Annotated in this window: 19 protein-coding genes and 1 tRNA gene; 9 read left to right on the plus strand and 11 right to left on the minus strand. The window is 50.0% G+C overall.

From position 1 onward, the window contains the following. Positions 1–25: 25 nt before the first annotated feature. Positions 26–514, minus strand: a complete 489-nt coding sequence (locus J7619_RS23925) for an SPOR domain-containing protein (RefSeq protein WP_291204735.1) — start codon at positions 512–514, stop codon at positions 26–28. 189 nt (positions 515–703) lie between these two features. On the opposite strand from J7619_RS23925, the gene murB reads away from it, so the two are divergent. The 3 genes from murB (at position 704) to J7619_RS23940 (ending at position 5,097) form a co-directional block, all read left to right on the plus strand. Continuing rightward, entirely contained in the window at positions 704–1,720 is a 1,017-nt protein-coding gene (gene murB, locus J7619_RS23930) for a UDP-N-acetylmuramate dehydrogenase (protein ID WP_291204738.1), read from the plus strand. 6 nt (positions 1,721–1,726) lie between these two features. After that, positions 1,727–2,959 (plus strand): hypothetical protein, encoded by a 1,233-nt coding sequence (locus tag J7619_RS23935; RefSeq protein ID WP_291204741.1) that lies wholly within the window; start codon positions 1,727–1,729, stop codon positions 2,957–2,959. A 98-nt stretch (positions 2,960–3,057) separates the two neighbouring features. Then, positions 3,058–5,097, plus strand: coding sequence for a T9SS type A sorting domain-containing protein (locus J7619_RS23940; protein WP_291204744.1), 2,040 nt, complete (start codon positions 3,058–3,060; stop codon positions 5,095–5,097). A gap of 5 nt (positions 5,098–5,102) precedes the next feature. Here the strand turns inward: J7619_RS23940 and J7619_RS23945 are convergent, their stop codons facing one another. Both J7619_RS23945 and J7619_RS23950 read right to left on the minus strand, forming a co-directional pair. Next, the gene (locus J7619_RS23945; protein ID WP_291204747.1) at positions 5,103–6,524 is read right to left on the minus strand and encodes a hypothetical protein; all 1,422 of its coding nucleotides are present in this window, start codon (positions 6,522–6,524) and stop codon (positions 5,103–5,105) included. 144 nt (positions 6,525–6,668) lie between these two features. Then, the gene (locus tag J7619_RS23950; RefSeq protein ID WP_291204750.1) at positions 6,669–6,959 is read right to left on the minus strand and encodes a response regulator transcription factor; all 291 of its coding nucleotides are present in this window, start codon (positions 6,957–6,959) and stop codon (positions 6,669–6,671) included. 211 nt (positions 6,960–7,170) lie between these two features. On the opposite strand from J7619_RS23950, the gene J7619_RS23955 reads away from it, so the two are divergent. Together J7619_RS23955 and J7619_RS23960 are read left to right on the plus strand one after the other, a co-directional pair. Beyond that, positions 7,171–9,108 (plus strand): hypothetical protein, encoded by a 1,938-nt coding sequence (locus J7619_RS23955; RefSeq protein WP_291204753.1) that lies wholly within the window; start codon positions 7,171–7,173, stop codon positions 9,106–9,108. A 2-nt stretch (positions 9,109–9,110) separates the two neighbouring features. After that, positions 9,111–10,634, plus strand: a complete 1,524-nt coding sequence (locus J7619_RS23960; protein ID WP_291204756.1) for a hypothetical protein — start codon at positions 9,111–9,113, stop codon at positions 10,632–10,634. Here the strand turns inward: J7619_RS23960 and J7619_RS23965 are convergent. From J7619_RS23965 to J7619_RS23975, 3 genes are all read right to left on the minus strand, one after another. Then, complete coding sequence (locus J7619_RS23965) at positions 10,631–11,341, minus strand: glycosyltransferase family 2 protein (RefSeq protein ID WP_291204759.1); 711 nt, start codon at positions 11,339–11,341, stop codon at positions 10,631–10,633. The two genes, J7619_RS23960 and J7619_RS23965, sit on opposite strands and share 4 nt — an antisense overlap. Positions 11,342–11,400: 59 nt before the next feature. Then, positions 11,401–12,309 carry an ROK family protein gene (locus J7619_RS23970; protein WP_106599595.1) on the minus strand — a complete coding sequence of 303 codons (909 nt, stop codon included), beginning with the start codon at positions 12,307–12,309 and terminating at the stop codon, positions 11,401–11,403. Positions 12,310–12,383: 74 nt separating this feature from the next. Continuing rightward, positions 12,384–13,094, minus strand: coding sequence for an SDR family oxidoreductase (locus J7619_RS23975; RefSeq protein WP_291204762.1), 711 nt, complete (start codon positions 13,092–13,094; stop codon positions 12,384–12,386). A 62-nt stretch (positions 13,095–13,156) separates the two neighbouring features. Here J7619_RS23975 and J7619_RS23980 point away from each other — a divergent pair, with 62 nt between their 5' ends. Together J7619_RS23980 and J7619_RS23985 are read left to right on the plus strand one after the other, a co-directional pair. Next, positions 13,157–13,885 (plus strand): ABC transporter permease, encoded by a 729-nt coding sequence (locus J7619_RS23980; protein ID WP_291042488.1) that lies wholly within the window; start codon positions 13,157–13,159, stop codon positions 13,883–13,885. 21 nt (positions 13,886–13,906) lie between these two features. Beyond that, positions 13,907–14,653: an ABC transporter ATP-binding protein gene (locus J7619_RS23985; RefSeq protein ID WP_291204765.1), complete on the plus strand. Its 747-nt coding sequence runs from the start codon at positions 13,907–13,909 to the stop codon at positions 14,651–14,653. A gap of 5 nt (positions 14,654–14,658) precedes the next feature. Here J7619_RS23985 and J7619_RS23990 read toward each other — a convergent pair whose 3' ends face one another. The 5 genes from J7619_RS23990 to J7619_RS24010 all read right to left on the minus strand — a co-directional run bounded on the left by J7619_RS23990 (position 14,659) and on the right by J7619_RS24010 (position 21,127). After that, on the minus strand, positions 14,659–16,161 hold the full coding sequence (locus tag J7619_RS23990; protein WP_291204768.1) for a lipopolysaccharide biosynthesis protein: 1,503 nt from the start codon (positions 16,159–16,161) through the stop codon (positions 14,659–14,661). Positions 16,162–16,258: 97 nt separating this feature from the next. Beyond that, positions 16,259–16,864, minus strand: a complete 606-nt coding sequence (locus J7619_RS23995; RefSeq protein ID WP_291204771.1) for a TetR/AcrR family transcriptional regulator — start codon at positions 16,862–16,864, stop codon at positions 16,259–16,261. Between the two features lie 248 nt (positions 16,865–17,112). After that, positions 17,113–17,183 (minus strand) — tRNA-Gln (locus J7619_RS24000). 66 nt (positions 17,184–17,249) lie between these two features. Then, the gene (gene fabD / locus J7619_RS24005) at positions 17,250–18,128 is read right to left on the minus strand and encodes an ACP S-malonyltransferase (RefSeq protein ID WP_223406469.1); all 879 of its coding nucleotides are present in this window, start codon (positions 18,126–18,128) and stop codon (positions 17,250–17,252) included. A 92-nt stretch (positions 18,129–18,220) separates the two neighbouring features. Then, on the minus strand, positions 18,221–21,127 hold the full coding sequence (locus tag J7619_RS24010) for a gliding motility-associated C-terminal domain-containing protein (RefSeq protein ID WP_291204775.1): 2,907 nt from the start codon (positions 21,125–21,127) through the stop codon (positions 18,221–18,223). 291 nt (positions 21,128–21,418) lie between these two features. On the opposite strand from J7619_RS24010, the gene J7619_RS24015 reads away from it, so the two are divergent. Both J7619_RS24015 and J7619_RS24020 read left to right on the plus strand, forming a co-directional pair. Continuing rightward, positions 21,419–22,090 (plus strand): succinate dehydrogenase cytochrome b subunit, encoded by a 672-nt coding sequence (locus J7619_RS24015; RefSeq protein ID WP_291204778.1) that lies wholly within the window; start codon positions 21,419–21,421, stop codon positions 22,088–22,090. 49 nt (positions 22,091–22,139) lie between these two features. After that, on the plus strand, positions 22,140–24,128 hold the full coding sequence (locus J7619_RS24020; protein ID WP_291204781.1) for a fumarate reductase/succinate dehydrogenase flavoprotein subunit: 1,989 nt from the start codon (positions 22,140–22,142) through the stop codon (positions 24,126–24,128). Positions 24,129–24,200: the final 72 nt, after the last annotated feature.

Below are 24,200 nucleotides of genomic sequence, written 5' to 3' on the forward strand. Positions count from 1 at the left end.
GTTATCCGGTTAATAAGTAATTACATTAATTGTGGTCGGAAGCCGGATTAACCATCAGGCTCCGCTTGATATCCACCCTGTCGGCGAGGATCACCGCGGAAGCATATTGCTCACGGATCAGATCAAGGTATTGCTCTGCGTCGCTCCGGTACATAAAATCGCCCACCTTCACGCGGTAGGTCGGCTGGGTGTACGAAACGTAAGGGTTCAAATCCGGAAAGGCCTGGTAGATGTAGGACTTTGCACCATCCGCTTCCTGCCGCACATTTCCTACATAAATCTGGATCCTGAAACCATTGATGTAGCGGATAGCCTTGTTCTGCTTCGCCAGCGTGTCCAGTACCGACTCCAGTTTCCTGTTGACATACAGCGGCTTGTCTACATCGGCTTTCGGAACATTATTGCTCTTCACGGGTGTCGCCGGTTCTGTTCGGGTTACGACAGCAGGTTCCACATATTCATAGCGTGGCCGGACCGCAGAAAGATCTTCCCTGTACTCGGAACCGGAGCTCACAACCGACGTTTTAGCACAACCCGAAATCAGAATGATACCAAGATGCAGAGCCCATAAAAATTTCTTTTTTAGCGTCATATCCTGAACCATTGTAACTGAGCCCACAAACTTAATCAAAATTGGATGAATCACCATACCACTTAATTTTGAATGTAATACCTAACTTTACCCGGTTTATCCCCGATTTCAATGCTAGTACAATCCAACGTTTCGCTTCGTCATCTCAATACATTCGGACTCGATGCAGATGCCAGATATTTTGTAAATGTGCGGTCTGTCGATGAGCTAACGGCCATTTTGCGTGATCCCGAATGGAAGGGAACGCCCAAGTTCATCCTCGGCGGAGGAAGTAATATTTTGCTTACACAGGATATCGATGCGCTCGTGATCCATCCTGATATCAAGGGCATTAAAATCATCGGAGAAACTGAGGAAGCGGTCGTGCTCGAAGTGGGTGCAGGCGAGGTCTGGCACGATTTCGTCATGCATTGTGTGGATAATGGTTATGGTGGTGTGGAAAACCTGTCGCTCATTCCCGGAACGGTGGGAGCCGCGCCGATGCAGAATATCGGTGCATACGGTGTGGAGATCAAAAGTGTGATCGAATCGGTGCAGGCGGTGAATATGGAGCACGGTGAAAAACGTGTTTTCAGCAATGCGGAATGTGAGTTTGGCTACCGTGAAAGTGTATTCAAGAAAGCATTGAAGCATAAATATGTGATCACCGGCGCTACTTTCAGGCTCAGTAAAAAGCCGGTTTTGAACGCGGCCTATGGCGATGTTCAAAAAACATTGCAGGAAATGGGTGCTGAAAACCCGACCATCCGCGACATCAGCGAGGCCATTATGCGAATCCGCCGCAGTAAGCTCCCCGATCCGGCCGAGATCGGGAATGCAGGAAGTTTCTTCAAAAATCCCGAGATACCGGTTGCTCAGTTTGCACATTTGCGGGAAACCTTTCCGGAAGTGCCCGGTTATCCGGTTGATGCCGAAACGGTGAAAGTACCTGCCGGGTGGCTGATCGAACGGGCCGGTTGGAAGGGTTACCGGGAAGGTGAAATAGGCGTCCATGCACGGCAGGCGCTGGTGTTGGTCAACTACGGCGGTGGTACCGGGGCGCAGATCAAAGCATTATCAGAAAAAATTCAAGCGTCCGTAGCCGGACAGTTCGGGATCCGGCTCAACGCGGAAGTCAATTTTATATAGTATCCTATGCATCGCAAAAAGTTATATACCTCATTTGCCCTGCTCGCATTATTCATCATTGTTTTCTTCCTGAAAGACCGGTTTACCGTTGATCCCTACCAGGACGAACACCATTACCTGCCCACTGCAGTGTTGTTCAGCACCGAGCCCATTCCCTCGCTGCACCTGCTGCAAACTTATAATGAACTGAATACACCTATTCCTTTTATTCTGGGTGGATGGGTGTTGCGGGTTTTCGGGGAAGACATCCAGAACCTCCGGTTGCTCACAGCCTTTACCAGTTTTGCATTGCTTATGCTCTTCGTCTGGTACAGTCCCCAACGCACGAAGCGTTTCTGGCTTTGCCTCGGCGGGTTGCTGATCTTTCCGAACTATTACCTGGTGAGTGTCTACTACTACACCGACATTTTTGCGATGGTGTTCACGCTCGGCGGGGTAATCGCGTATCTGCGGAAATGGCATTGGGTCGGATTTCTGTCGTTTGCTGCGGCGGTTTGCTGCCGGCAGTATATGTTGGCATTCCCGGCGGCAATTCTGGCCTACGAGGTTTTCAAAAATGTGAAGTGGAGTACCAATCCGGTGGTTTTGATCAAAAGTGTATTCACCGATACTGCATGGATCTGGTATGCGCTGGCGGTACTGGCGATTGTTCCCTGGGTGGTTATCTGGCATGGACCTGCGCCGGCGTCTGTCATGGCCGATCAGCATTATAATTCGGATAAGCTGGTGAATTACAATTTCGGCTATTTAATGTACGCTTCGGCGGTGGTAGCGGTGTATTATATTGTTCCGGAAACGTTGATAACGCGCCGTTTTTCGCACTTTCTCGCATACCCGCGAAAGCACCCGGTTATGTTCGCCGGTTTTTTGGTGGTCATTGCGGCGATTGTTGCCTTTTTTCCTGCGAAACAGGCCTATAATCCCTATTTCACCTGGCCATATCTCGGTTATGTGGATGAATTGCTGATGAAAATCGGTGTCAGCGGATTAATGAAACAGCTGGTTTTCGGGGTATTGATGCTTGTTACGCTCGTGCGCTTCGTATCGCCGCGTTTCAATCTCGCGACCTGGATTTTTCTGTTGAATATCCTGCTGCTCGGTAAAGCACAGCTTTCGTGGGACAAATATTCACTCCCGATGATCATGGTTTTGTGGTTCCTGGCCATGTATGACGAGCATTGGTTTCCATCCGAAACCCGTGCCGGTAACCAACCGGAGGGATTAAATGTAAAATATTAAAGATATATTTATAACCGGCAACGATTTGCCATTTGTCTACCAGCGTCCGGTCGGATGCGGAGATTTCAATAGCCATCAGAAACAGCATCTTTAATGAAATGAACTTTACACACTTAAGACCTTTCCTGCTTTCCCTTCTCTTTTGCTGCACATCAGGCAGCGCCAGTGCCCAGCGTTTTTTTTCGGTGGTCTTCAATAAGCTGCCGCGTGATATGCAAGTGTACGCGCGTGCAGACGATAACCTGGCCGATGTGCCTATTTCCGGCAGGATTGAGCTGGCGGGATGGGATCACATGTCGGTAGTTACATTCCGGAACAACGTGCGGACCGGCTATCAGAAGTCGGCGATCACTTATGGCACCGGAACAACCGGCACATTCAGCATGAAGCCCCGAATCAAGGCGGAAATGGCTGATTACTCCTTTGAGGTATACGCTTGCCATGAGGCCGACTCGGTGCTGATCGTGCGGCGGAACGAGGTGGTCGCAGGTGATTTTTATGTGATCAGCGGGCAATCCAATGCCGCGGCAACAGTTTTTGGCGCGTGGTCGAACAAATATGCGCGCACCGTGGCCCGCACACCCGATGCAAGTCCTGCGATCACGCCGGGTGACACGCTTTGGAGCGCCGCCGCATGGTCATGGACGTACGTAGGCGCGTGGGGCCTCGAAATGCAAAAAGAAATTCTGGAGCGCGACAGCATTCCTACCTGCGTAATCAACGGGTCGCTTCCGGGTGCGAAGCTGAGCGAGTTCCTCAACAGGGACGCCAAAGACTCGACGAGCTTTTCGTTGTACGGCGGGTTGGTGAAGAGGGTACGCGTAGCAAATCCCGCACGCATCAGGGCGTTCATCTGGATGCATGGCGAGCAGGAAGTATTTGAAAATATTGGCAATTACGCCGAACAATATGACCAGCTGTACAAGTTTTGGGCGCACGATTACCCCGAAGTCGAGCAGTTTGTGGTAGTTCAGTCAAACATTATTGTTCTAAGAAACGATACGCCAAACCCACAGGGAGGCTCTGTCCGCGATTTTTTGAGGAGGACCAAATATCTCTACCCTAAAACAGACCACTTCGCCGCTGTTGGGACACCCGAATACGACGGTGTGCATTACCACAGGGCCGGTTATGAGGAGTTTGGCCGGCGGATGTACCGTTTTTTCGCCCCGACCATTTACGGCTCGAAGGTTGCGGATAATGTGAGATGTCCCGACATTAAAAGGGCATTTTATACCAGTGCAGATAAAAAGGAAATCACTCTGATATTCGAAGAGGGGCAGGACCTGAGATGGGCGGCGGACAGCACTATCAAAGGGCAGGACGGCAAGCCGCTTGTATTGAGTCTCAAAAACTTTTTCTTCCTCGACGGTGATGAAAAGAAAGCTGCATTCTCTGCCGGAAAAGCAGAAGGCAACAAGGTTACGCTGACGCTCAAAGAAGCTTCCGGTGCGACGAAACTGAGCTACTTGCCGTCGTTCTATCCGGACAACCTGCCGCTGCAAGAGCCTTATTCTTTCAACATTGGCATTTTTACCGGTCCGTACCTTCGTAACAAGCGTGGCCTGGGCGCGTTTTCGTTCGATAAAATCGCCATTGGTAATCCCTTGCCGAATGTGACGCTTTCGGCCAACCGCACCTACAATTCGGTGATACTGACCTGGCCAGCGGTAGAAACTGCTACCAGCTACGTTCTGGAACGTAAAAAATCCGATTCTGCCCCATATGAGGTATTGAAACAGCTCGATAGCAAGTCGTTATCGTTCGAAGACCGCGATATTCAACTGAATGCAACCTATACTTACCGCATTCAGGCATTCAGCGACATTTCACAGTCGGGATATTCGACCGTGAATGTTGATTTGAGTCCCATCCTGGGCAACGAGGCCGGCGTCAAAAACACGCTTTGGCAAATGTTCCCCAATCCGACCGACCGCGTACTGCGCGTAGAATTTAAAAATGCGGTTACGGGTTCGATGGCAATTTTCAATGCGAAAGGCCAAATTCTGCATCGGAAAGCCCTCAAAGCTTCCAGAAGTGAGGAAGTTAATGTAGCCGAGTGGCCGACCGGTACATATTTATTGAATTTTGAAAATCAGGACGGCGTAAGGACCGCACAGCAGTTTATCAAACGTTAGGCATATCAATGATCTTTGGCGGGAGGCGGAGCAATGTATTTTTCGTAAAACGAGTTAGGTTTTCCGAGGTACTGTTCTGCCTCTTGTTGCGACCAGCGTTGTCGTAGTGTTTCATACAGGCTCGGATAGGCATCATATGGGATCGCCACGAACCGTGCGTTGGGAGGGCTCCATAACGCGGTAATGCGGTTGAGCGTCGCCGCCCGGTAAAGCCGCCCTATTCCCACGACAGCAGGAAGTGCCAGTGCGAGCATAATAATGATGCAATTGACACCTCCCCTCAATGCTGCAAGCACTTTGGACAATGGTTGGCTCGTGAGCGGATAAAGCAAACAACAGCCGATCAATATCAGCACGGGCATCATACCACGCAGCAGCATATCATTCACCTTTCCTACCCGGACCAGCGGAAAAAGCAGCGTAATGCAAATCAGCGTCCAGAACGGCACCGGCGAAATTCCGGGCAGGCCGGCGCGACGCGATATCCGGTACACCAGCACAAAGAGCAACACATCCGCAACCGTGTTCACCAGGTATTCCTGTAAGAGATTGCCTATGTCACTTCGAAACTCCCAGATCAGCCCATTCTCCGGTGGGTGAGGGTGCGACTGAAATAGCAGCAATACCGGCACCGCTGCGATGGAAGGCAACAAAACCTGCTGAAACAGTCTCTGAAAGGTAATGCCCCACCGAATCCATTGAAAAACCAGAAGCACCCCTGTGACAAGCCCTACAACCAATGCAGGAAAAGCGGCCCACCAAAGCGCCAGCCCGATTGGGAAGCAGAGCAGTGCATAGTCCAGCCGATGGCGGATCATATGAAAAAGCATTCCGCCGAGCATGAGTGAGGGAATAAACTGGTTCGGTGCCCAGAACAGGTTTTCAAGATTCGACCAATGCTCAACGCCAATGTCTTCATACCTGTACAATTGAATGGATCCGTGCGATGCGATGCCCTTGAAAACCCTCGGAAAGTCGCCTGCGCACAACACAAGCAATGCCGCCCACCACTTCCGATCCAGCGATATGCAAATCCATAAAAGTCCCAGCGCAATACCGAGGCTGGTCCAGATCAGGATCGCGGCCGTAGAAATATAGCCAGCCATCTTGGAAACGGCGACCGGCACCAGGTAGTAGCCGAAATAATAGGCCATGACCGGATGGTTGGCTGGAAAGCGGAGCGGCCAATCGTTTTGCAGAAGGTCCTGGAATTTGGCATTGTGGCACCAGTGGTCCATTGTTTGAAATGCAAAACCGGTAATGCCGGAGGCGAGTGTCAGGCCCACAGCCAGGCTCAGGGCGATACAAATGTCTTTTAAATGAATAAATGATTTAGGGAACGGAATTTCTTGCAGTATGCATTTGCGGAGGAGATAAATGAGAAGTGCAATCCCCGCTATTGAAAATGTGTAATTAACCCAATACAAATAGTAAATGATATTGGGTATTAATAAATATATAATTGAAACGGTGTAAAGCGTTTTGTTTCGCATTTAATTGAAATAATGTGTGTATAGCTTATTTGAATTATCAGTCGGTAAACGACTGATTTTATATATCGATTTTCAATTCTATTTGCGAACCAGGGTGTAAAGTTTCCACAGGTAATCCCGGTTCACAATGCAGAATCGCACGAGGTTGCTCCGACCTCCGATTTCCAGCTTTTTGCTGATCCTCCGTTTATAATTTTCAATGCTTTTGGGCTCAATGACAAGGCATTTGGCTATTTCTGCGGTAGTTAGGCCATCTGCGATAAAGGATAATACGTCCCATTCGCGGTCTGTGAGTTGGAGGAGCTTCTGGTTGATCGACTGGCAATCGTCCGCCAGTAGTATGGAAGCTTTTTCTGATACAGGGGTCATGAATAGCGTGTTGACAGTGGTAGTTCTGATAGGATTTTAATCGCCATTATTACGAAAGTCAATGATGACGAATGGCAAAGTTATTTGTTTTATTAAAAATAAAAACCCCTCAATAATTGAGGTGTTTGGTGTAAATTTTTGATGGGTGAATGAAATAGGTGAAGTAAAATAGTAGATATAGTTTTACGGAAACTACTTTACTTATTTCGTTATGCACACTCAGATTAATTTTGCCGGATATGTTCTGGCATGGTTGCTTTTGCTTAATGCAAATCACGTGATTGCAAATGGCGTTAAAGATGAAAATGAGACGGATATCGACCCGGTTTTATTTTCAATGTCTGCGGATCGGCCCGTGGTGAAGGTTGGCGAGGAGTTTTCGATCGATATTCACTGCGCGCTGCGTGATTTTTCAGGGCTCCGGCTGTTTATGGCGCCGCTGGACGGCGAGTTTGTTTTGAAGGTGGTCTTCCCGGATGGCTTTGTACAAACGGGTGGTAACTATTATCACCAGGTCTCCGGGAAACTCCTGCGACCGGGTGAGCGCGTGGCGTTCAGGCTTACCGGCAAGTTTATATCGAAGCCGCCTTCGGGAAAGTTTATGCTGCTACGCGGAACAAAGCGTTCGGCTGACATCGACCGGTTTCTTTACAGGGGAGAGCTGGCAATGGCGGTCGACGACCCGGAAATGGCAGCAAGTGCCTCGAAGCAAAATGCCGCCCAGGTTTTCAGCCAATGCCTCGAAGCAGAATCGATGTCCGGCGCCAATGGCCCTGTTACCAGCGACCCGAATGCTTCCAACGGCCAGACGCGCGGCGCTGAGAACCAGTTCAATCACTTCGTTGATTACACGGTGAATGCGCCTTCGGCGGGGCTTTATCAGGTTACGTTACGCTATTACTCGTCGGCGGCACCGGTGGTGAACGTGACGGTCAATGGCGGTAATGCGCAGAGTATTTCACTGCCGAATTCGGGGTCCTGGAATATTGCTTATACCGATTACACCTTCGCCGTGAACCTGAACGCGGGCGCATCGATCCTGAAAATAGCCGGTACAGGTGGCGGAAGTTGCCGTCAGGACAAGATTTGCGTCACAGGGGAAGGCCAGATGTGTCCTGTTTTGAGTAAGGTAAGGTTGCATTGGCGCACGGCTGATTTTAACCGCCTCAATGGAGCGAAAATTCAGGGATCGAACGACGGTTCGACCTGGACGGATATTTACACGATCGGGGTGAATGCGACGGGCAGCTGGCAGGAATTTACTTTTCCGAATGTAACGCCCTATCAGCACGTTCGATATGCAGCCAGCCCAATCGGCTACGGCGAGTTACGCGAGATCGAATTTTACGGCGGGGCTACCAAACTTTCAGGAACACCCTTTGGCTCCGAGCCGAATGTGGCTGCCATGGGCTGGCAATATGCCATTGATGGGACAGTAAACGCTTCATGGCACGGTCAGTATGCGGGTGTTGGGGCACATGTGGGACCGAGCAATTTTGTAGGCTTGTCCATTGCCGGTTGTGCAACGACCTGTATTACACCTACTATTGTGCAAACGGCTGGAACGAATGTGTGCCCGGCGACCAGTCAGCAGGTAACATTGACGGCTTCGGGTTACTCGGGTAATGTGAGCTGGCTGTTAAATGGGTCGTCGGCAGGGAGCGGTACTGCCTTGACGACGGCCAATGCCGGTACTTACACCGCGCTGAGTAGTAATGGTAGCTGCACGAGCGGATTATCCCAATCATTCGCGGTGACACAGGCAGCGAATTGTGCCCCGCCTGCATTGGCTCCAAAGATTTCTTCGAGCGGTTTTCCTGAAATCCTCACTTTATCGATCGTTGCTGACCCTGCGAATCCCGGGGGTTGGTTATTAAGCGATGTCGGAACGGTGAGTTTGCCGGCCGGTTATGAGTGGTCCTATTTTATCGGCAGCAAATGGCTCAGAACGGGAGCCAATTTAACCAATGAACCCTGGCAGTCGGGTAGTCCGGGCAGAGTGGTGAAAATGGCAACGAAGATCGGGCTCGATACGCTCAACCGCTGGCCATGCCCTCCGGAAGGTTGTAACTACTATTATCAAAACGACGCTGTCGCACAACTCGCGCCGGGCGCGCGGGGAGGTCTCACCACTTTTATCTTTAACTGACCATGAAAAAGCTGATTCTGCTTTGGGTGCTCCTGGGCGCCCCGACACTCCATGCCCAAACAATACCTGTCATTTTCAAAAATACCATTCCCTCCGGCTACGACCCGACTTCGCAGGCACCCGGTTTTATGGAAGTGAGCCCGAACATTGTGATGCCGCCGGGGCATGTGCTCGTAAAACCGCCCACCAAGCAGTCGTACACATGGGCGCAGACGTTCGCGAAGGGCGGCACACATTACAACCGCACGGAACTTGGCAACGAAGGCTCCCTGGCGACATTCAGGAGCACTTATCCCGACAAGGAATACAATGGCGTTCCCACTATCCCAACGATATTTGGCCTGCCCTGTTCGGGGCCGGAAGAGTGGGTAGATGGCTATAACAAGAAATGCTGGCCCAACGGCCCGTTTACGGATGCGGAGGCCCGTGCAAAGGCGCACGAGATATGGAATAGCGGCAATGCATCCAATCTCTGGATCGGCGAAACGATGGAGAACTTCCCTTTTATGCCGGCCGACAAGTCGATGTGGCATTCATTCTATGATGAACTCGCGGGGCTTTACGAAGCGAAGAAGGCGCAGGACCAGAAGCCGTTTTTCCTTTGCCATAACTACTTTGCAACCGGCCCTTATTACTTGGGAAACACTTCCAAGACCCAAAACGACTGGGAAGTAATGTATACCCAGGACCCTTCGCAATGGCAGATGAAGACGTGGTTTCACCCCGGCGGGACATTATCGCGTACCAACACCATAATGGAAGGTATTTACTTCGGAGCATTCGACCTTAATCCGGGCCAGGCGATGAATACGCTCTTCTGCATGGAGCTTTGGCAAAAACTCGGCAAATACACCGGGATGTTTTTCTATAACCACCACGAATGGGCGCCGGAGTCGTTTCCCGACAAGGTTACGTTCCCGGAAGGCACATTTTTCCGCGCCGACAAACCGGTGCATGACCCTGCATTTCAGATTCTCATGGGTTTTCTGGCCCACGAGTACGGCAATATTTTTGTGGATTGGGGTACGTTCCTGAAACAGCCGGCCAGCAAGAAACCCATCGGGTATTATCAACCGGTGCATCAGAGCATGGATTACTGGCGGCCCAATGCGGGCGGCCCAGCGACGTTTCCCTATTACTACCAGTTAGGTGTCGGTTTGCCGCCGCAGGACTTTTATTCACCGTTGGCGGTCAGCAGTGATTACAGCTATTTCGGGAATTTATTGTGGATGCAAACGGGCGGGAACGTCGCAGGCGGGACGCCGTATTATTGTTCCTATCGCCTCGATGGCAATGCGTGGATCGACCGGAAAGTATCTGGCTGCGACATTGTGAGTGCTTATTTTGCCAAAAGAGGCATTGCGCGGTGCCGTATTTCAGGCAACAAGATGATCCTGTATTACTTCAATATGTATGCGGATAATCTCCGTCACACCATCGAGATCAAGCATCCGACCAATCCGGCTAAAAGTTACACCGGAACAGTTTGCGGAAACGGTATCCACGTGGTGTTGCTGGATATTTAGCTTCCCAACCCGTAACGCACGATGCAGTACAGCGCCCGGAAACCATCTTTCCAGTTGATCTTCTTGCCTTCGTCGTAGGTGCGGCCGTAGTAGGAAACGCCCACTTCGTAAATGCGTATTTTGGGGATTTTGGAGATTTTGGCTGTCACTTCCGGCTCGAAGCCGAAGCGGTTCTCGACCAGTTTCAGGCCTTTCAGTAAGTCGGCCCGGAAGAGTTTGTAGCATGTTTCCATGTCCGTCAGGTTGAGGTTGGTAAACATGTTGCTCAGGAACGTCAGGAATTTGTTCCCGATGGTATGCCAGAAAAAAAGGATGCGGTGTGGTCTTCCGCCCATGAAGCGGGAGCCATACACCACATCCGCATATCCTTCGATAACCGGTTTTAGCAATATATTGAATTCCTGGGGATCGTATTCAAGATCGGCGTCCTGGACGATAATGTAGTCGCCCGTAGCGCGGCGGATGCCTGTGTGCAATGCCGCCCCTTTCCCCTGGTTGTATTCATGCCGGAAGTAAGCTACTTCCAGCTCAGGATTCTCTTCTATGAATTTTTTAGCAACTGCCTCCGTATTGTCGGCAGAACAGTCATTTACAATTACAATCTCCTTTTGAAAATTACCTATCAGGTCAACGGATTTGAGTTTATCCAGTACATTTCGGATTGTCTTTTCTTCATTGTAGGCAGGAACGATAACCGATAATTTCATCAGGGAAAGATATAGTGAGACTGTTTAAGAGTGAATCGTTATTGTTTCGGGGTTATTCGTTATTCAAAACACAAAGAAGCTGCTCCAAGCAGTCCGGCGTCGTTAGCGAGCGTTGCGCGTTTGATATTGATTGTTTTCAGGTAGTAAGGCGTCAGCCAGTACTTGAAACGATCGTTAATAGCCGGCAAAATAAACTCAAATGAGGCAGAAATACCACCACCGATCAAAATTGTTGTGATATCGAGTATCCGGATCATCGAAACAAGCCCTTCGCCCAGCAGGTAACCCATCTCATGGAAAACCGCTTTCGCGAGCTCGTCGCCCGCCGAAGCTGCTGCTACCAGGCCGGTTGTTGAAATCGTGCCGTCGGCAGGAAGTTGGGTAGTGCCGGTGTAAGCTGCGCGCATTGCATTAGCCATGTCAAGCAGTTCTTTTTTACCGATGTTGCGTTCGAGCACTTTTCCGTTTTTGGAAGGGACGTGGCCTGGCTCCATGGCATTACCGCCACCGCCTTTGAACACCTTCTTGTCGATAATCGCCGCGCCGCCGATGCCGGTGCCGAGGGTTACGAAAATGTAATCTTCCGGGAGTTTGTCTTCCCCAAAATAATATTCACCCAAAGCAGCCGCATTGGCGTCGTTTTCCAGGTAAAAATCATGTTGCGGAAACCGTGCTTTCAAATCCGGAACAATGGTGATCCCGTCGATTTCGGGGATCGCCGTAATTTCGATCAGCGTGGTTCTGTCGCGGGAAATGAGTCCCGGAACACCGATCCCTACTTTTTTTACTTCGGGATATTCAACGAGTTGGAGAGCAATTGCATCGCCTAATCTGTCAATAAAATGCCCTGAGCTGCGCCAGCTGGCAGTATCGTGACTGTAAAAATTTGAGATTCTTCCATCCGTAGCGTCAACGATCCCCATTTTTACGTTAGTACCGCCCACGTCTATACCGAGGTATTGTTCCATGAAATGAAAATATGGGTTTAATAAATAATTTTAAAAATGCGGCAATTTAGTAAAATTGCTCTATTGTTCACTCATTAATCCAAATCTCCCAACTGCGGGCGGATCAAAATTTCTTCGACCACTGCCCTGGGAGACAATGCATACGCGGCCCAGATTGATTCGGCCACGTCGCCGGAATCCATAAAACGATCCTCGGGCAGGTCGGTGCCCTTCCAGCTGTCGGTGTAAGTCGCGCCGGGTAGAATAGCCGTTACACGCACTTTGTAGGGCTTCATTTCCTCACGCAGTACTTTGGTCATCCCATACAATGCGAACTTCGAAATGCAGTAAGAGCCGCCATTCGGATAGGCGATAATGCTGGCCGTGGAGCAAATGGTGAAGATATGGCCCTTTTTCTGCTCCATCATACCCGGCAAAAGGCCGCGGGTAAGGTGGTAGGCGCTATACAGGTTGGTCTCCATCGTTTTTTCCAGCGTACCCTCCGTTTCATTATGGACCTGCCCCGGAATAAATACGCCGGTATTGTTGATAAGTACCTCCACCGGTGAGTTATGTTTGTGGATAAATGCGATGAAAGCATCCACATCGGCCCTTACCGAAAGGTCGGCCGTTAAATAAGTCAGTTTTGATTGGGGAAAACTTTCGCTGAATGTTTGTTGCAGTGCGAGCAGGTCGCTCTCGTTTCTTGCGCAGGTAATTACATCGAAGCCTTGTGCTAAAAATTTTTCTATCGCTGCCCTTCCGATCCCTTTTGTTCCACCGGTTACAACCGCTAATGGATTCATTTTTCTGATTACTTCTTTTTTTGCCTAATTTTCCCGAAAATATTGAATACAATTAAGATATCATGTCTGTAATCGGTAAATACTTCATTTTTTTAGGGACGCTGTTCGGGAAGGGCGAGAAATTATCGGTTTACTGGCGGAGGCTGATGGAGGAATGCGTGGGCATCGGTGTCAGCTCGATCTTCATCGTTGCGATCGTATCCACATTCATTGGTGCGGTGTCTTGTATTCAGACGGCCTACAACCTGGTTAGCCCCATCATCCCTATTTCCACAGTGGCATTGATTGTGCGTGATATGGAAATCCTCGAACTCGCACCGACCATTACCTGTATCGTACTGGCCGGAAAAGTAGGGTCCAATATCGCCAGTGAACTGGGTACCATGCGCATTACCGAGCAGATCGACGCGCTGGAAGTAATGGGAATCAATTCTTCGTCCTATCTGGTGCTTCCGAAAGTTGTGGCTGCGATGCTCACATTCCCGATGCTCGTCATTTTCTCCGCATTCCTGGGCATTTTTGGCGGCTACCTCGCCGGCACGCTTACGGGCGTGATTACCGAACGCGATTATTTATACGGTATCCGCGATTCCTTTGTACCCTACAATATATTTTTCATGTGTGTGAAACCCTTCGTTTTCGGCTTCCTGATCGCTTCGATTTCTTCTTTCAAGGGATTTTTTACCTCTGGCGGTGCGTTGGAAGTGGGTAAGGCCAGCACACAGGCGGTGACCAACAGTTGTATTTCCATCCTCATCGCCGATTACTTGCTCGCGCAGCTGCTTTTGTAAGCGTTCTCAACCGGACACAAAATGATTGAAATCAATAATATCTCGAAGGCATTCAACGGTAAGGAAGTTTTAAAGGGGATTTCGGCCCAGTTTCAGAAAGGGGAAACGAACCTGATCATCGGCGGCAGCGGCACAGGTAAAAGTGTATTGCTCAAATGCATGATCGGTCTCGTGAAACCCGACCAGGGCAATGTGCTGTACAACGGCCGCGATTTTTACCATTGCGACAAAGATACCCAGCAGTCGATCCGGCGGGAAATGGGCGTACTGTTTCAGGGCGGGGCATTGTTTGATTCCAAAACGGTGGAGGAAAACGTGCGCTTTCCGTTGGATATGCTTACGACCCAATCGCCGGAAGAAAAACGGGAACGTGTCGCATTCTGTCTGCAAAGGGTGGGGTTGGAACAGGCTGCGAAACGGATGCCTTCGGAAATTAGCGGCGGGATGAAAAAGCGCGTCGGGATTGCAAGGGCCATTGTGATGAACCCGGCTTACCTGTTCTGCGACGAACCCAACTCCGGCCTGGACCCGCTTACATCGGTGAAAATCGACGAGCTGATCAAAGAGATTACCGAAGAATACAAGATCACCACTATCATCATCACCCACGATATGAACTCGGTGATGGAGATCGGGCAGAATATCATGTTCCTTTATCAGGGAAACAAGCTCTGGGAAGGTGTGAATACGGACATTACCAAAACCGACGTGCCCGAATTGAAAGAGTTCCTTTTCTCCAATAAGTTGCTGCGCGAAATGCAGGAATAGGCCTTTCAGCGCCGGTTCAATGCAGGAATATTTTTTCTTTCAAGTAAAAACACGACGACCGCGAAGATCGCCAGCACGCTCATGTGTACAGGCACGGAAATCCACAAATTGGGCATTTTAAACAAAGAAGAGGCGTAAATCAGCAATGCGCCTCCGCCTATGTAGCCTATCGCGGACGCGACATCATAAGGTACGGGGTAAAATTTTTGCCCGAAATAATAGCAAAGCGCCAGCATCACAAAGCCCGATAATGCGAATGCGATGGCGAACCCGTGGTAGCCGATCTGAGGCACAAGCACGAAGCTGGTCGCGATGGTAATGCCCGCGCCGGTAAGCGTGAGCCAGGTGCCATATTGCGTTTTATCAGTCAGTTTGAACCAGGTCGCCAGGTTGTAATACACACCCAGAAACAAATATCCCGCCAGCAGCCAGGGTACTACGCCCAGGCCTTCGTGGTAAATCTTCTTTTTCAGGAACAGCTCGGCGAAAAGGTCGAGGTTCAGGCATATGCCCACCCACATGAGTACGCATATGATGATAAAATACTTGGTGACCTTGGCAAAAACCGGTGGTGCATTCTTGTCCTCGCCTTTGGAAAAGAAAAATGGCTCCGCGGCGTATTTGAATGCCTGAATGGCCAGGTTCATGAAAATCGACAATTTGTAGCACTGCACATAAATCCCGATGGCGGTTTCGTTGCTGCGGCCGGGGTAGAAATTCGCAGGCAGCAAAAACTGAATAAACGCCCGGTCAAAGAGCATATTCAGTACCCCACCGACGTTCATGATCATCACCGGGAACGCATAAACCCAGACGGGTTTGAAAAGCTCGCCGCTGAACACAAACCGGAAGTCGGCGAATTCTTTCCGGAGCATCCAAAAGAATGCGAGGTTAGCAATGAGGTTTGCGAGCACGATGTAATCCGGTGCATGCAGCGGATTGTAAAACAGGTCGACTGCCGGTTGGAGGAACGTCAGGTATTCGCCTGCATGAATATCGCGGCAGACAAGCAGGAAGAAGAGGTTCAGAAAGATGTTGATTAAAATGTTGGTAACCCGTACAATCACGAACTTTTTGCCCTTGCCTTCCAGCCTTAACCGCGCAAATGGAATGGACACAATGCCGTCGGTAGCCATAATGATGGCGAACATTCTGACAATGGAAGCTGAATCGGGGTATTTGATCAGTTCGGCGATCGGTCCGGCGAAGACGAACATGAGCGTGGAGCAGACCACGCTGACCAGGATCACCGCGCTTAAAATCAGGTCGTAATATTGTTTCCGGTCCTTTTCCTCGCGTGCGAAGCGGAAGAACGCGGTTTCCATCCCGAATGTGTAAAGCACGAGTGCCAGGCCGGCGTAGGCGAAGAGCTGCCCCTGTGCGGCTATTTGCTGAGGTTCAAAAAGCTTGGTATGCAGGGCCACCAGCAGGTAGTTCAAAAAGCGGCCCAGCATGGTGCTGATGCCGTAGGTGGCGGTTTCACTGGCCAGTTTTTTCAGTACGCTCATTCAATGCGGGATTTTCCTTCGCAAATATAGGAGAGTAACGGCCAATAAAAGGAAAAGGCCCTTCCCGTTTGGGGGAAGGGCCTGTGGTTTTTTATCGTCAACCCCGGACATCCGAGATAATACTGTCAACTACGCGCTCGATACGCTTCCAGCCTTCATCAGTTTGAAGGTCTACGTCAAGCATTTTTTCACGATAATCAGAGGAGATGGTCAAAAAATAAATGCCTGCTGAAATGAATGCGATTAACGCGCTGGTGTCATTGTAATAGGGCAGGTCGCCTATTTTGTTGAGGATACGCGTCGCAATCTGGTTGCGGGCGTCTGAAAGCATCGACTTTCCGGTTCCGATCTCCCAGCGGAGCAGGTCGCGCGTAGCTTTACGCTGGCGCAGATCGTTGGTGAAAGTGTGCATGAGGGACGTGAGAGCTTTGTTCCGTTCTTCCGGTGTTAGCTCCGGGATGTTGTCAATGTAATCTGTGCTGAGGGTTGACGTGTACTCTCCCGACCTGACGTATTGTTCCATCAGGCCGTCTACGCTTTCAAAGTACCTGTAAATCAGTACTTTATTGACTCCTGCCGTGCGGGCGATCAGGTTGACGCCCACCTTTTCGGTGCCATGTTGTTCAATTACTTCGCCGACCGCCTTGAGTATTTTACTCTTCGTGCGCTCGCGATCACGTTTTTTAACTTTTTCTACTTTCATATGGGTGCTGTTTAGGTTAAAACATAGTAAATGTAACATTTCATATCCAAATTTTATAGCAGAAAAGTTACATTAAGTAACCAAATTTTTAAAAAGGTTTCCTTAATGTCACCGTAAAGTCGCAAAAAGTTGGAAATGCTATTAAATGGCCTTTTACCCTCCGAAATTTGGAAGTATTCTAATGTTAAGGAGCGAGATTGGATGGAAATAAAAAAGAGCTCATTGAAAAATGAGCTCTTCGATTACTGTTGGCCGACAAGGACTCGAACCCTGAATAAGACAACCAAAATGTCCTGTGTTACCATTACACCATCGGCCAAAACCGTAAACAGTGGTGCAAAAGTAATGGGAGTCGGGTAATGTGTCAAGTATTTTGAGAAAAAAATTAAATACTTTTTAGCTCAACGTTGCTAGCGATCTTTTTTACAAGGCCTTGCAAAACTTTGCCCGGTCCTGATTCGATGAAGATTTCTGCACCGTCGGCGACCATTTGCTCCACAGACTGCGTCCACCTTACCGGGGCAGTGAGCTGCGAGATCAGATTTTCCTTGATAACGGCAACTTCTGTGGCCGGCTTTGCATTCACATTCTGGTAAACGGGGCAAATAGGCTGCTCGAACTGTGCCGCGTTGATGGCTGCTGCGAGTTCTTCACGTGCGGGTTCCATCAATGGCGAGTGGAATGCGCCTCCGACGGGAAGCACCAGAGCGCGTTTCGCGCCGGCGGCTTTCAGAAGTTCGTTGGCGCGCTCAACGCCTTCGATGGTTCCGGAGATCACCACCTGTCCCGGGCAGTTGTAGTTCGCGGGTACGACGATCTCGTCGGTAATGCCGGCACAGATTTCTTCGATCACATTGTCGGCAAGGCCGAGGATGGCGGCCATTGTCGAAGGGCGGATTTCACAGGCCTTCTGCATTGCCGCCGCACGTTTTGCTACGAGCGACAGGCCGTCTTCGAAAGAAAGGGCTCCGGCTGCAACCAAAGCTGAGAATTCGCCGAGCGAATGGCCTGCTACCATGTTTGGAGCGAAATCGGGGGTGATTTTCGCCAGGATCACGGAGTGGATAAATATCGCTGGTTGGGTCACATTGGTTTGTTTCAGCTCCTCGTCGGTGCCTTCGAACATGATTTTGGTGATCTCAAAACCGAGGATTTCGTTCGCCTTTTCAAACAATGCTTTGGCGGAATCGGAACTTTGGTAAAGGTCCAGACCCATTCCTTTGAACTGCGAGCCCTGACCAGGGAAAACATATGCCGTTTTCATATGGATGATTTATGGTTATTCATGATGAAACAAAAAGCCCGGCAAAAAACCGGGCTACAAAGGAAATACTTGAATGTGAAAGAAAAAAGAATCTATCGCAGCAGCTGTACCCATCCTTTCATGGTCACTGGCACACTTTGTTTTTTAGAAGATTCGAAATAGATTTTTACTTCATAATAATATTGTCCCGCCGCAAGGTCTTTACCACCGTTGGTTTTACCATCCCAGTTGATGTTTACATCCTTGGTCGAATATACCTGTGCACCCCAGCGGTTATAGGCCTTGAATTCCAGCGATTGGACGAATGCAGGGCATTCCAGCGGCTGGAATGTGTCGTTTTTGTTGTCGCCATTGGGTGTAAATACGTTTGGCAGAACGAACATCGGGCAGTTATCGCGGCACACGGTGTTGCTTGGCGCACTTTCACTTCCGAAACGGTTGACGGCCGTCACATAATAGCATCCCGCAAACGAACTGAGGCCTGTATGGTCGAAGCTGGTTTGCAGTGGCGAAGGCGGGGTGGTCACAGTGGCGATCAACGTTGGTGAATCGCCTTCATATCTTGCATAATACACCCTGTACGCGGTGACGAGCGGGTCGCATTCCTTTCCGCCTACTTGGGCAGGGTATTCCCACGTCAAATGGTTGGTAAACCCTGATGGGGTACAAAATGCTTCCGGATGCGCCCTGAGTGAGTCGCAATTGAGCGGGTCAAGCGTGAGTACAGGCGGACAAGGCTTGGTGGTATCCGATGAGGAAACACAAAGTATCTGCGAGAAGTTATAGAGTACCGACGGTTTGATCTGACTGTTATTATAAGAACCCACCGTTTCCACCTTATAACAATAGGTAGAATCCTTCACAATCTTGATATTAACCGTTCCGTCGGCGGCATATTTATCGGTACCATCATCGGAATAAGTAAATGTCTGCGGCCCTGTAACGGCTACTTCGGCAATGCGGTTGAAAGTGCCCGGTTTGGTTTTATCTTCCCGGTATATGCGGTGGACACGGTTTCCATTGTCCCATGGTACAAGGGCGGTCCATTTTAACCCTACCTGATTGGCTGGTGCAGCACCCTGTTCCAGTCTTACCGAGCTGGCCGTTTCAGTTTCGTCGAACTTGGTAAGCTGGCCGTTCACAGTAGTATAATATTCGAGTTTGTAATTGTAGGCATTGGCCTCGGTATTGAGCCCTTTGTCGACAAAAAGAGTATCGGCTGCTCCTGGTGTGAGGTTGGTATTGATGTCTGCAATTTTGGTGAAAGCAGTACCGTTCTGTCCGATAGCCCTGTAAAGGCGGTACTGGGCAGGTAGTCCGGCCGATGCAGCTGGTCTGATCCATTTCACGGTGATCCGCCCCCTGGTGGTGCTGGTAGAATCGACAGTCACGTTAGTGATCACCGGCATCGCCAATGGTAAGTTGAGGCAATACTCTGCCGAGGCAAGGCTTGCCCCGCCACCGATCAGGTAACCTGGGTCGGTGGGGCTGGCGCCCGGCCTTGGGAACAGGGCCACGATGCGGTAGGAGTAGGAGACGCCTGGGCGCAGGCCTTCGCCGCCATTGTTGTCCAGGAATGTAGTCTGGTTAATATCCACCCTTCCAATTTCTTCATAACCCGAGCCTGCGGGAATTCCCGGACTACACACATCCTCTTGAAGGTCGGTACATTTTTCGGCCCTGTAAATGGCGAACTTGGCGCCGGGGATCTGGCATTTATAGGCATCCCAGTTGAGTCGGTAGGCGGTTCCGGTGGGATCGGCCACGGCCGTCCCCCTCAAACCCGTCGGTTTTGGCCCGTAGACGCGGATATTAAATGATGTCATGTCGGCGAGCTTCTTGAACAGCGAAGGATTTGGGTATGTGGGAGGTGGACCGTCTTCGACCTTGAACAGCACACCATAAGGGCCCATCCGAATATGGTCGCAGGATGTCTGCCACAAGAATGTGCCGGTAACGCTGCCCTGGGCTCCTTGATTAGCAACGGTGAACGCGGCCAGCGGAGGCTTGGTTAATGTAGCATCATACGTACCGCTCGCGGACGTTAGTGTCAGCTTGTCGCCGTTTTTATCAGTCGCTACGACCTTTTGATTAATCATTGTCCCTGCTTCGACGCAAATATCCTGTATTGGGGTCAAAACGGGTCTATCGTTTCGTGCGTCCTCCACGATGATCTGCATGTCGCGGACGATCTGGCCGATAAGAGTTCCGTCGCGCCATTCCTCTACTACAAAAGCCACATTATAATATCCTTTAGTAACCGGTGCATCCCAAATCAGATCACCGGTAACGCGGTTCAGGCTGAATGTTGCCGGAGATGAACCGGATTCGGTCTGGCCGGGCGGCGTAACGGTGTTAGGGTCCTGATACACGAGGTCTATACCCATGCCATTGGCCCCCCTTTGCTGGGGAACAAACATGCGATAGGCAATGCTGTCACCGTCGGCATCGAACGCGGCCGGGTTGTGAATATAGCGCTGGCCCACAGCAGCGATGTCGATAGGGGCGTTTCGGAGCACAGGCGTCCGGTTCAAACCGAAAGCGGCATTGATTTCCAGGGTGGTGCTAACATAAAAATTAAGGCTTTGGGTGGGCTTGGGGCCGATGTTCAGTACACTTTCGTTGCGTGCATCCTCTTCCACGGAAATGCGGTAGGCGCCTACCGACCGAAACGTGTAAATGGCTATATAAACATTTTGCGTGGTATTGTTTCCAATATTGATAATAGGAGGAATACGAGGTGCATCAACGAACTGAGGATCTCCGGTTCCTTTGACGTTGTTGATGGTAAAAACGACCTTATTCTGCTGGTTGGCGGCATCAGGCCCGCTAATCATATCGAAATAACCGGTGAGCTTGATTTCGTAAGTGGGCGACGAGAGCGAGAGTCTTCGTGCCGTGATCTCCCCTGCACGAAAGTGTGTTGCGAAAGCCTGGCTGAGCGATAATGTCAGTATCAGGATAACAATCGAAATCCGGAAAAATAGAGGTTTGGGCATGGGTAGGTTCGTTGGTCGTTCAGCTATGTACCAACTCAACGAAACACATGTTTGAAAATGTGTGCTATTCGGTTACAAAATAGTTGGAAAGAATGCGCTGAGGCCTTCGCACTGAGCGTCTTGCTTTTGCAAAGACTAATCAGTCTAAATAATTCTTAATAATGATTATAAATAAACGGCGCGGTTTGCAAAAATGGAAGGGATTCTTTGTCTCGCTAACGTTTGTGATATACCTTTGAAAGGTTCTAAATATACCTCATTTTTTTGCACTAAAACCATTCGTTTTTGATTATGTCGTGGTTTTCACAAACGTTAACGAGCTCTATCGGTAAAAAACTTCTGATGGCTCTTACCGGACTTTTTTTGATTAGCTTCCTGGTCATTCATGCCACTATCAACGCCATGATTTTTTACAATGACGGCGGAGAGACGTTCTCGCACTGGGGACATTTCATGGGTACTAACCCGATTATACGTACGCTTGAAATAGGCCTGGTAGCGGGTTTTCTGATCCATATTATTGATGGTTTGATGCTCTGGAAAAGTAACCGTGACGCCCGTCCGGTTAAATATGCTGTCAACAATGCAGCGGCGAACAGCACCTGGTATTCACGCAGCATGGGTTTGCTCGGGACATTGCTTCTGATCTTCCTCGTAATCCATACCTCGCATTTCTGGATCCCCAATCGGTCCAACCAGTTTGCCACAGGCGAAGAGCTGAACCTTTACCAGATGATGCTCGAAACATTCCAGAACCCGGTTGTAGTGCTGATCTACGTGCTGGGTTGCGTTTCCCTTTTCTGGCATTTGCTGCACGGTTTCAAAAGTGCATTCCAATCGCTCGGTCTCAACCACGTAAAATACAATGGTGCGATCGCATTCGTAGGAACCGCATTCTCGATCATCGTGCCGATCCTCTTTGCATTAATGCCGATTTCGATCTACCTCGGCTGGGTGAAGTAATCCCGATAGCGTCTTATTTCTAAATTTTCGATTAAATAATATTTGATATATGGCAACGTCATCTCGTCTGGATGCCAGAATACCACAAGGACCACTCGAAAGTAAATGGAGCAAATACCGCTCGTCGGTTCCGCTTGTCAACCCTGCCAACAAACGTAATCTCGAAATTATCGTTGTAGGAACGGGACTTGCCGGTGCTTCTGCCGCTGCTACGCTTGCGGAGCTCGGTTATAAAGTGAAAGCATTCTGTTTTCAGGATTCCCCACGCCGTGCGCACTCCATTGCCGCGCAAGGAGGGATCAATGCAGCAAAAAACTACCAGAATGACGGTGACTCGGTTTACCGTCTTTTTTATGATACCATCAAAGGAGGTGACTACCGTGCGCGTGAAGCGAACGTACACCGCCTGGCCGAAGTTTCGGGGAACATTATCGACCAATGCGTAGCGGCAGGTGTGCCTTTCGCACGTGAGTACGGCGGTTTGCTATCCAACCGTTCATTCGGTGGAACGCAGGTGCAGCGTACATTCTACGCGGCGGGCCAGACAGGCCAGCAGCTGTTGCTCGGAGCGTATTCAGGGTTGCAACGCCAGGTAGGTATGGGTACTGTCAAAATGTACAACCGCCACGAAATGCTCGACGTCGTGAATATCGAGGGTAAATGCCGCGGTATCATCGCACGGAACCTCATTACAGGGGAAATTGAAAGACACGGAGGCCACGCGGTATTGCTTTGTACAGGTGGGTACGGAAACGTATTCTACCTCTCTACCAATGCAATGGGGAGCAACGTAACCGCGGCATGGAAAGCCCACAAACGCGGTGCATTCTTCGGTAACCCTTGCTTCACCCAAATTCACCCGACGTGTATCCCGGTTTCCGGCGAGCACCAATCGAAACTGACCTTGATGTCGGAATCGTTGCGTAACGACGGACGGATCTGGGTTCCCAAGAAAAAGGACGATAACCGCCCCGGCAACGAAATCCCTGAGAACGAGCGTGACTACTACCTCGAACGCCGTTACCCTGCATTTGGTAACCTCGTACCGCGTGACATCGCGTCGCGCGCGGCGAAAGAGCGTTGCGATGCCGGCTACGGTGTAGGAACTTCCAAACTGGCCGTTTACCTCGATTTCGCTGCGGCGGTAGAGCGTTACGGACGTGCGGAAGCTAACAAGAATAACATTCACAATGCTTCCGACGCGGACATCACGCTTTGGGGTAAGGCAGTTGTGAAAGAAAAATATGGTAACCTCTTCGATATGTATAAGCAAATCACGGGTGAGGATCCGTACGAAGTGCCTATGCGTATCTATCCTGCGGTGCACTACACTATGGGCGGCCTTTGGGTTGACTACAACCTGATGACCACCGTTCCTGGCTTGTACTCGCTCGGAGAGGCTAACTTCTCCGACCACGGCGCGAACCGCCTCGGTGCTTCGGCGTTGATGCAGGGCCTGGCCGACGGTTATTTCGTGATCCCTTACACCATTGGTGCTTACCTGGCGAGCGAAATTCGCACCGGAAAAATCTCTACCGACCACGAAGCGTTCGTAAAAGCCGAAGCGGAGGTGAAAGAGCGTATTGACACGTTGCTGAAAATCCAGGGTAAAACTTCCCCTGAGCTTTTCCACCGCCGTTTGGGCAAGATCATGTGGGAAAAATGCGGTATGGCGCGTAATGCACAGGGCTTGAAAGAGGCGATCGAAGAGATCCGTCAGTTGAGAAGAGAATTCTGGTCGGACGTGAAAGTAATGGGTACTGCCAATTACTTCAACCCTGAACTCGATAAGGCTAACCGTGTGGCGGACTTCATCGAACTGGGCGAATTGATGTGTATTGATGCACTCGACCGTAACGAATCATGCGGAGGCCATTTCCGGGAAGAATATCAGACCGAAGAGGGCGAAGCATTGCGCGACGACGAAAATTATATGTATGTATCGGCCTGGGAACACAAGGGACCCGAGGAATGGGAGCTTCACAAAGAAGAACTCATTTACGAAAACATCAAAATCGCTCAACGCAGCTACAAATAGGAAACCCCCGGTGGCACGGATTTATGCCACGCTAAAAAGTTGTATCAGAAATAAAGAATATAGGTATGGAAG

The organism is Dyadobacter sp., from assembly GCF_017744695.1.
Classification (GTDB): domain Bacteria; phylum Bacteroidota; class Bacteroidia; order Cytophagales; family Spirosomataceae; genus Dyadobacter.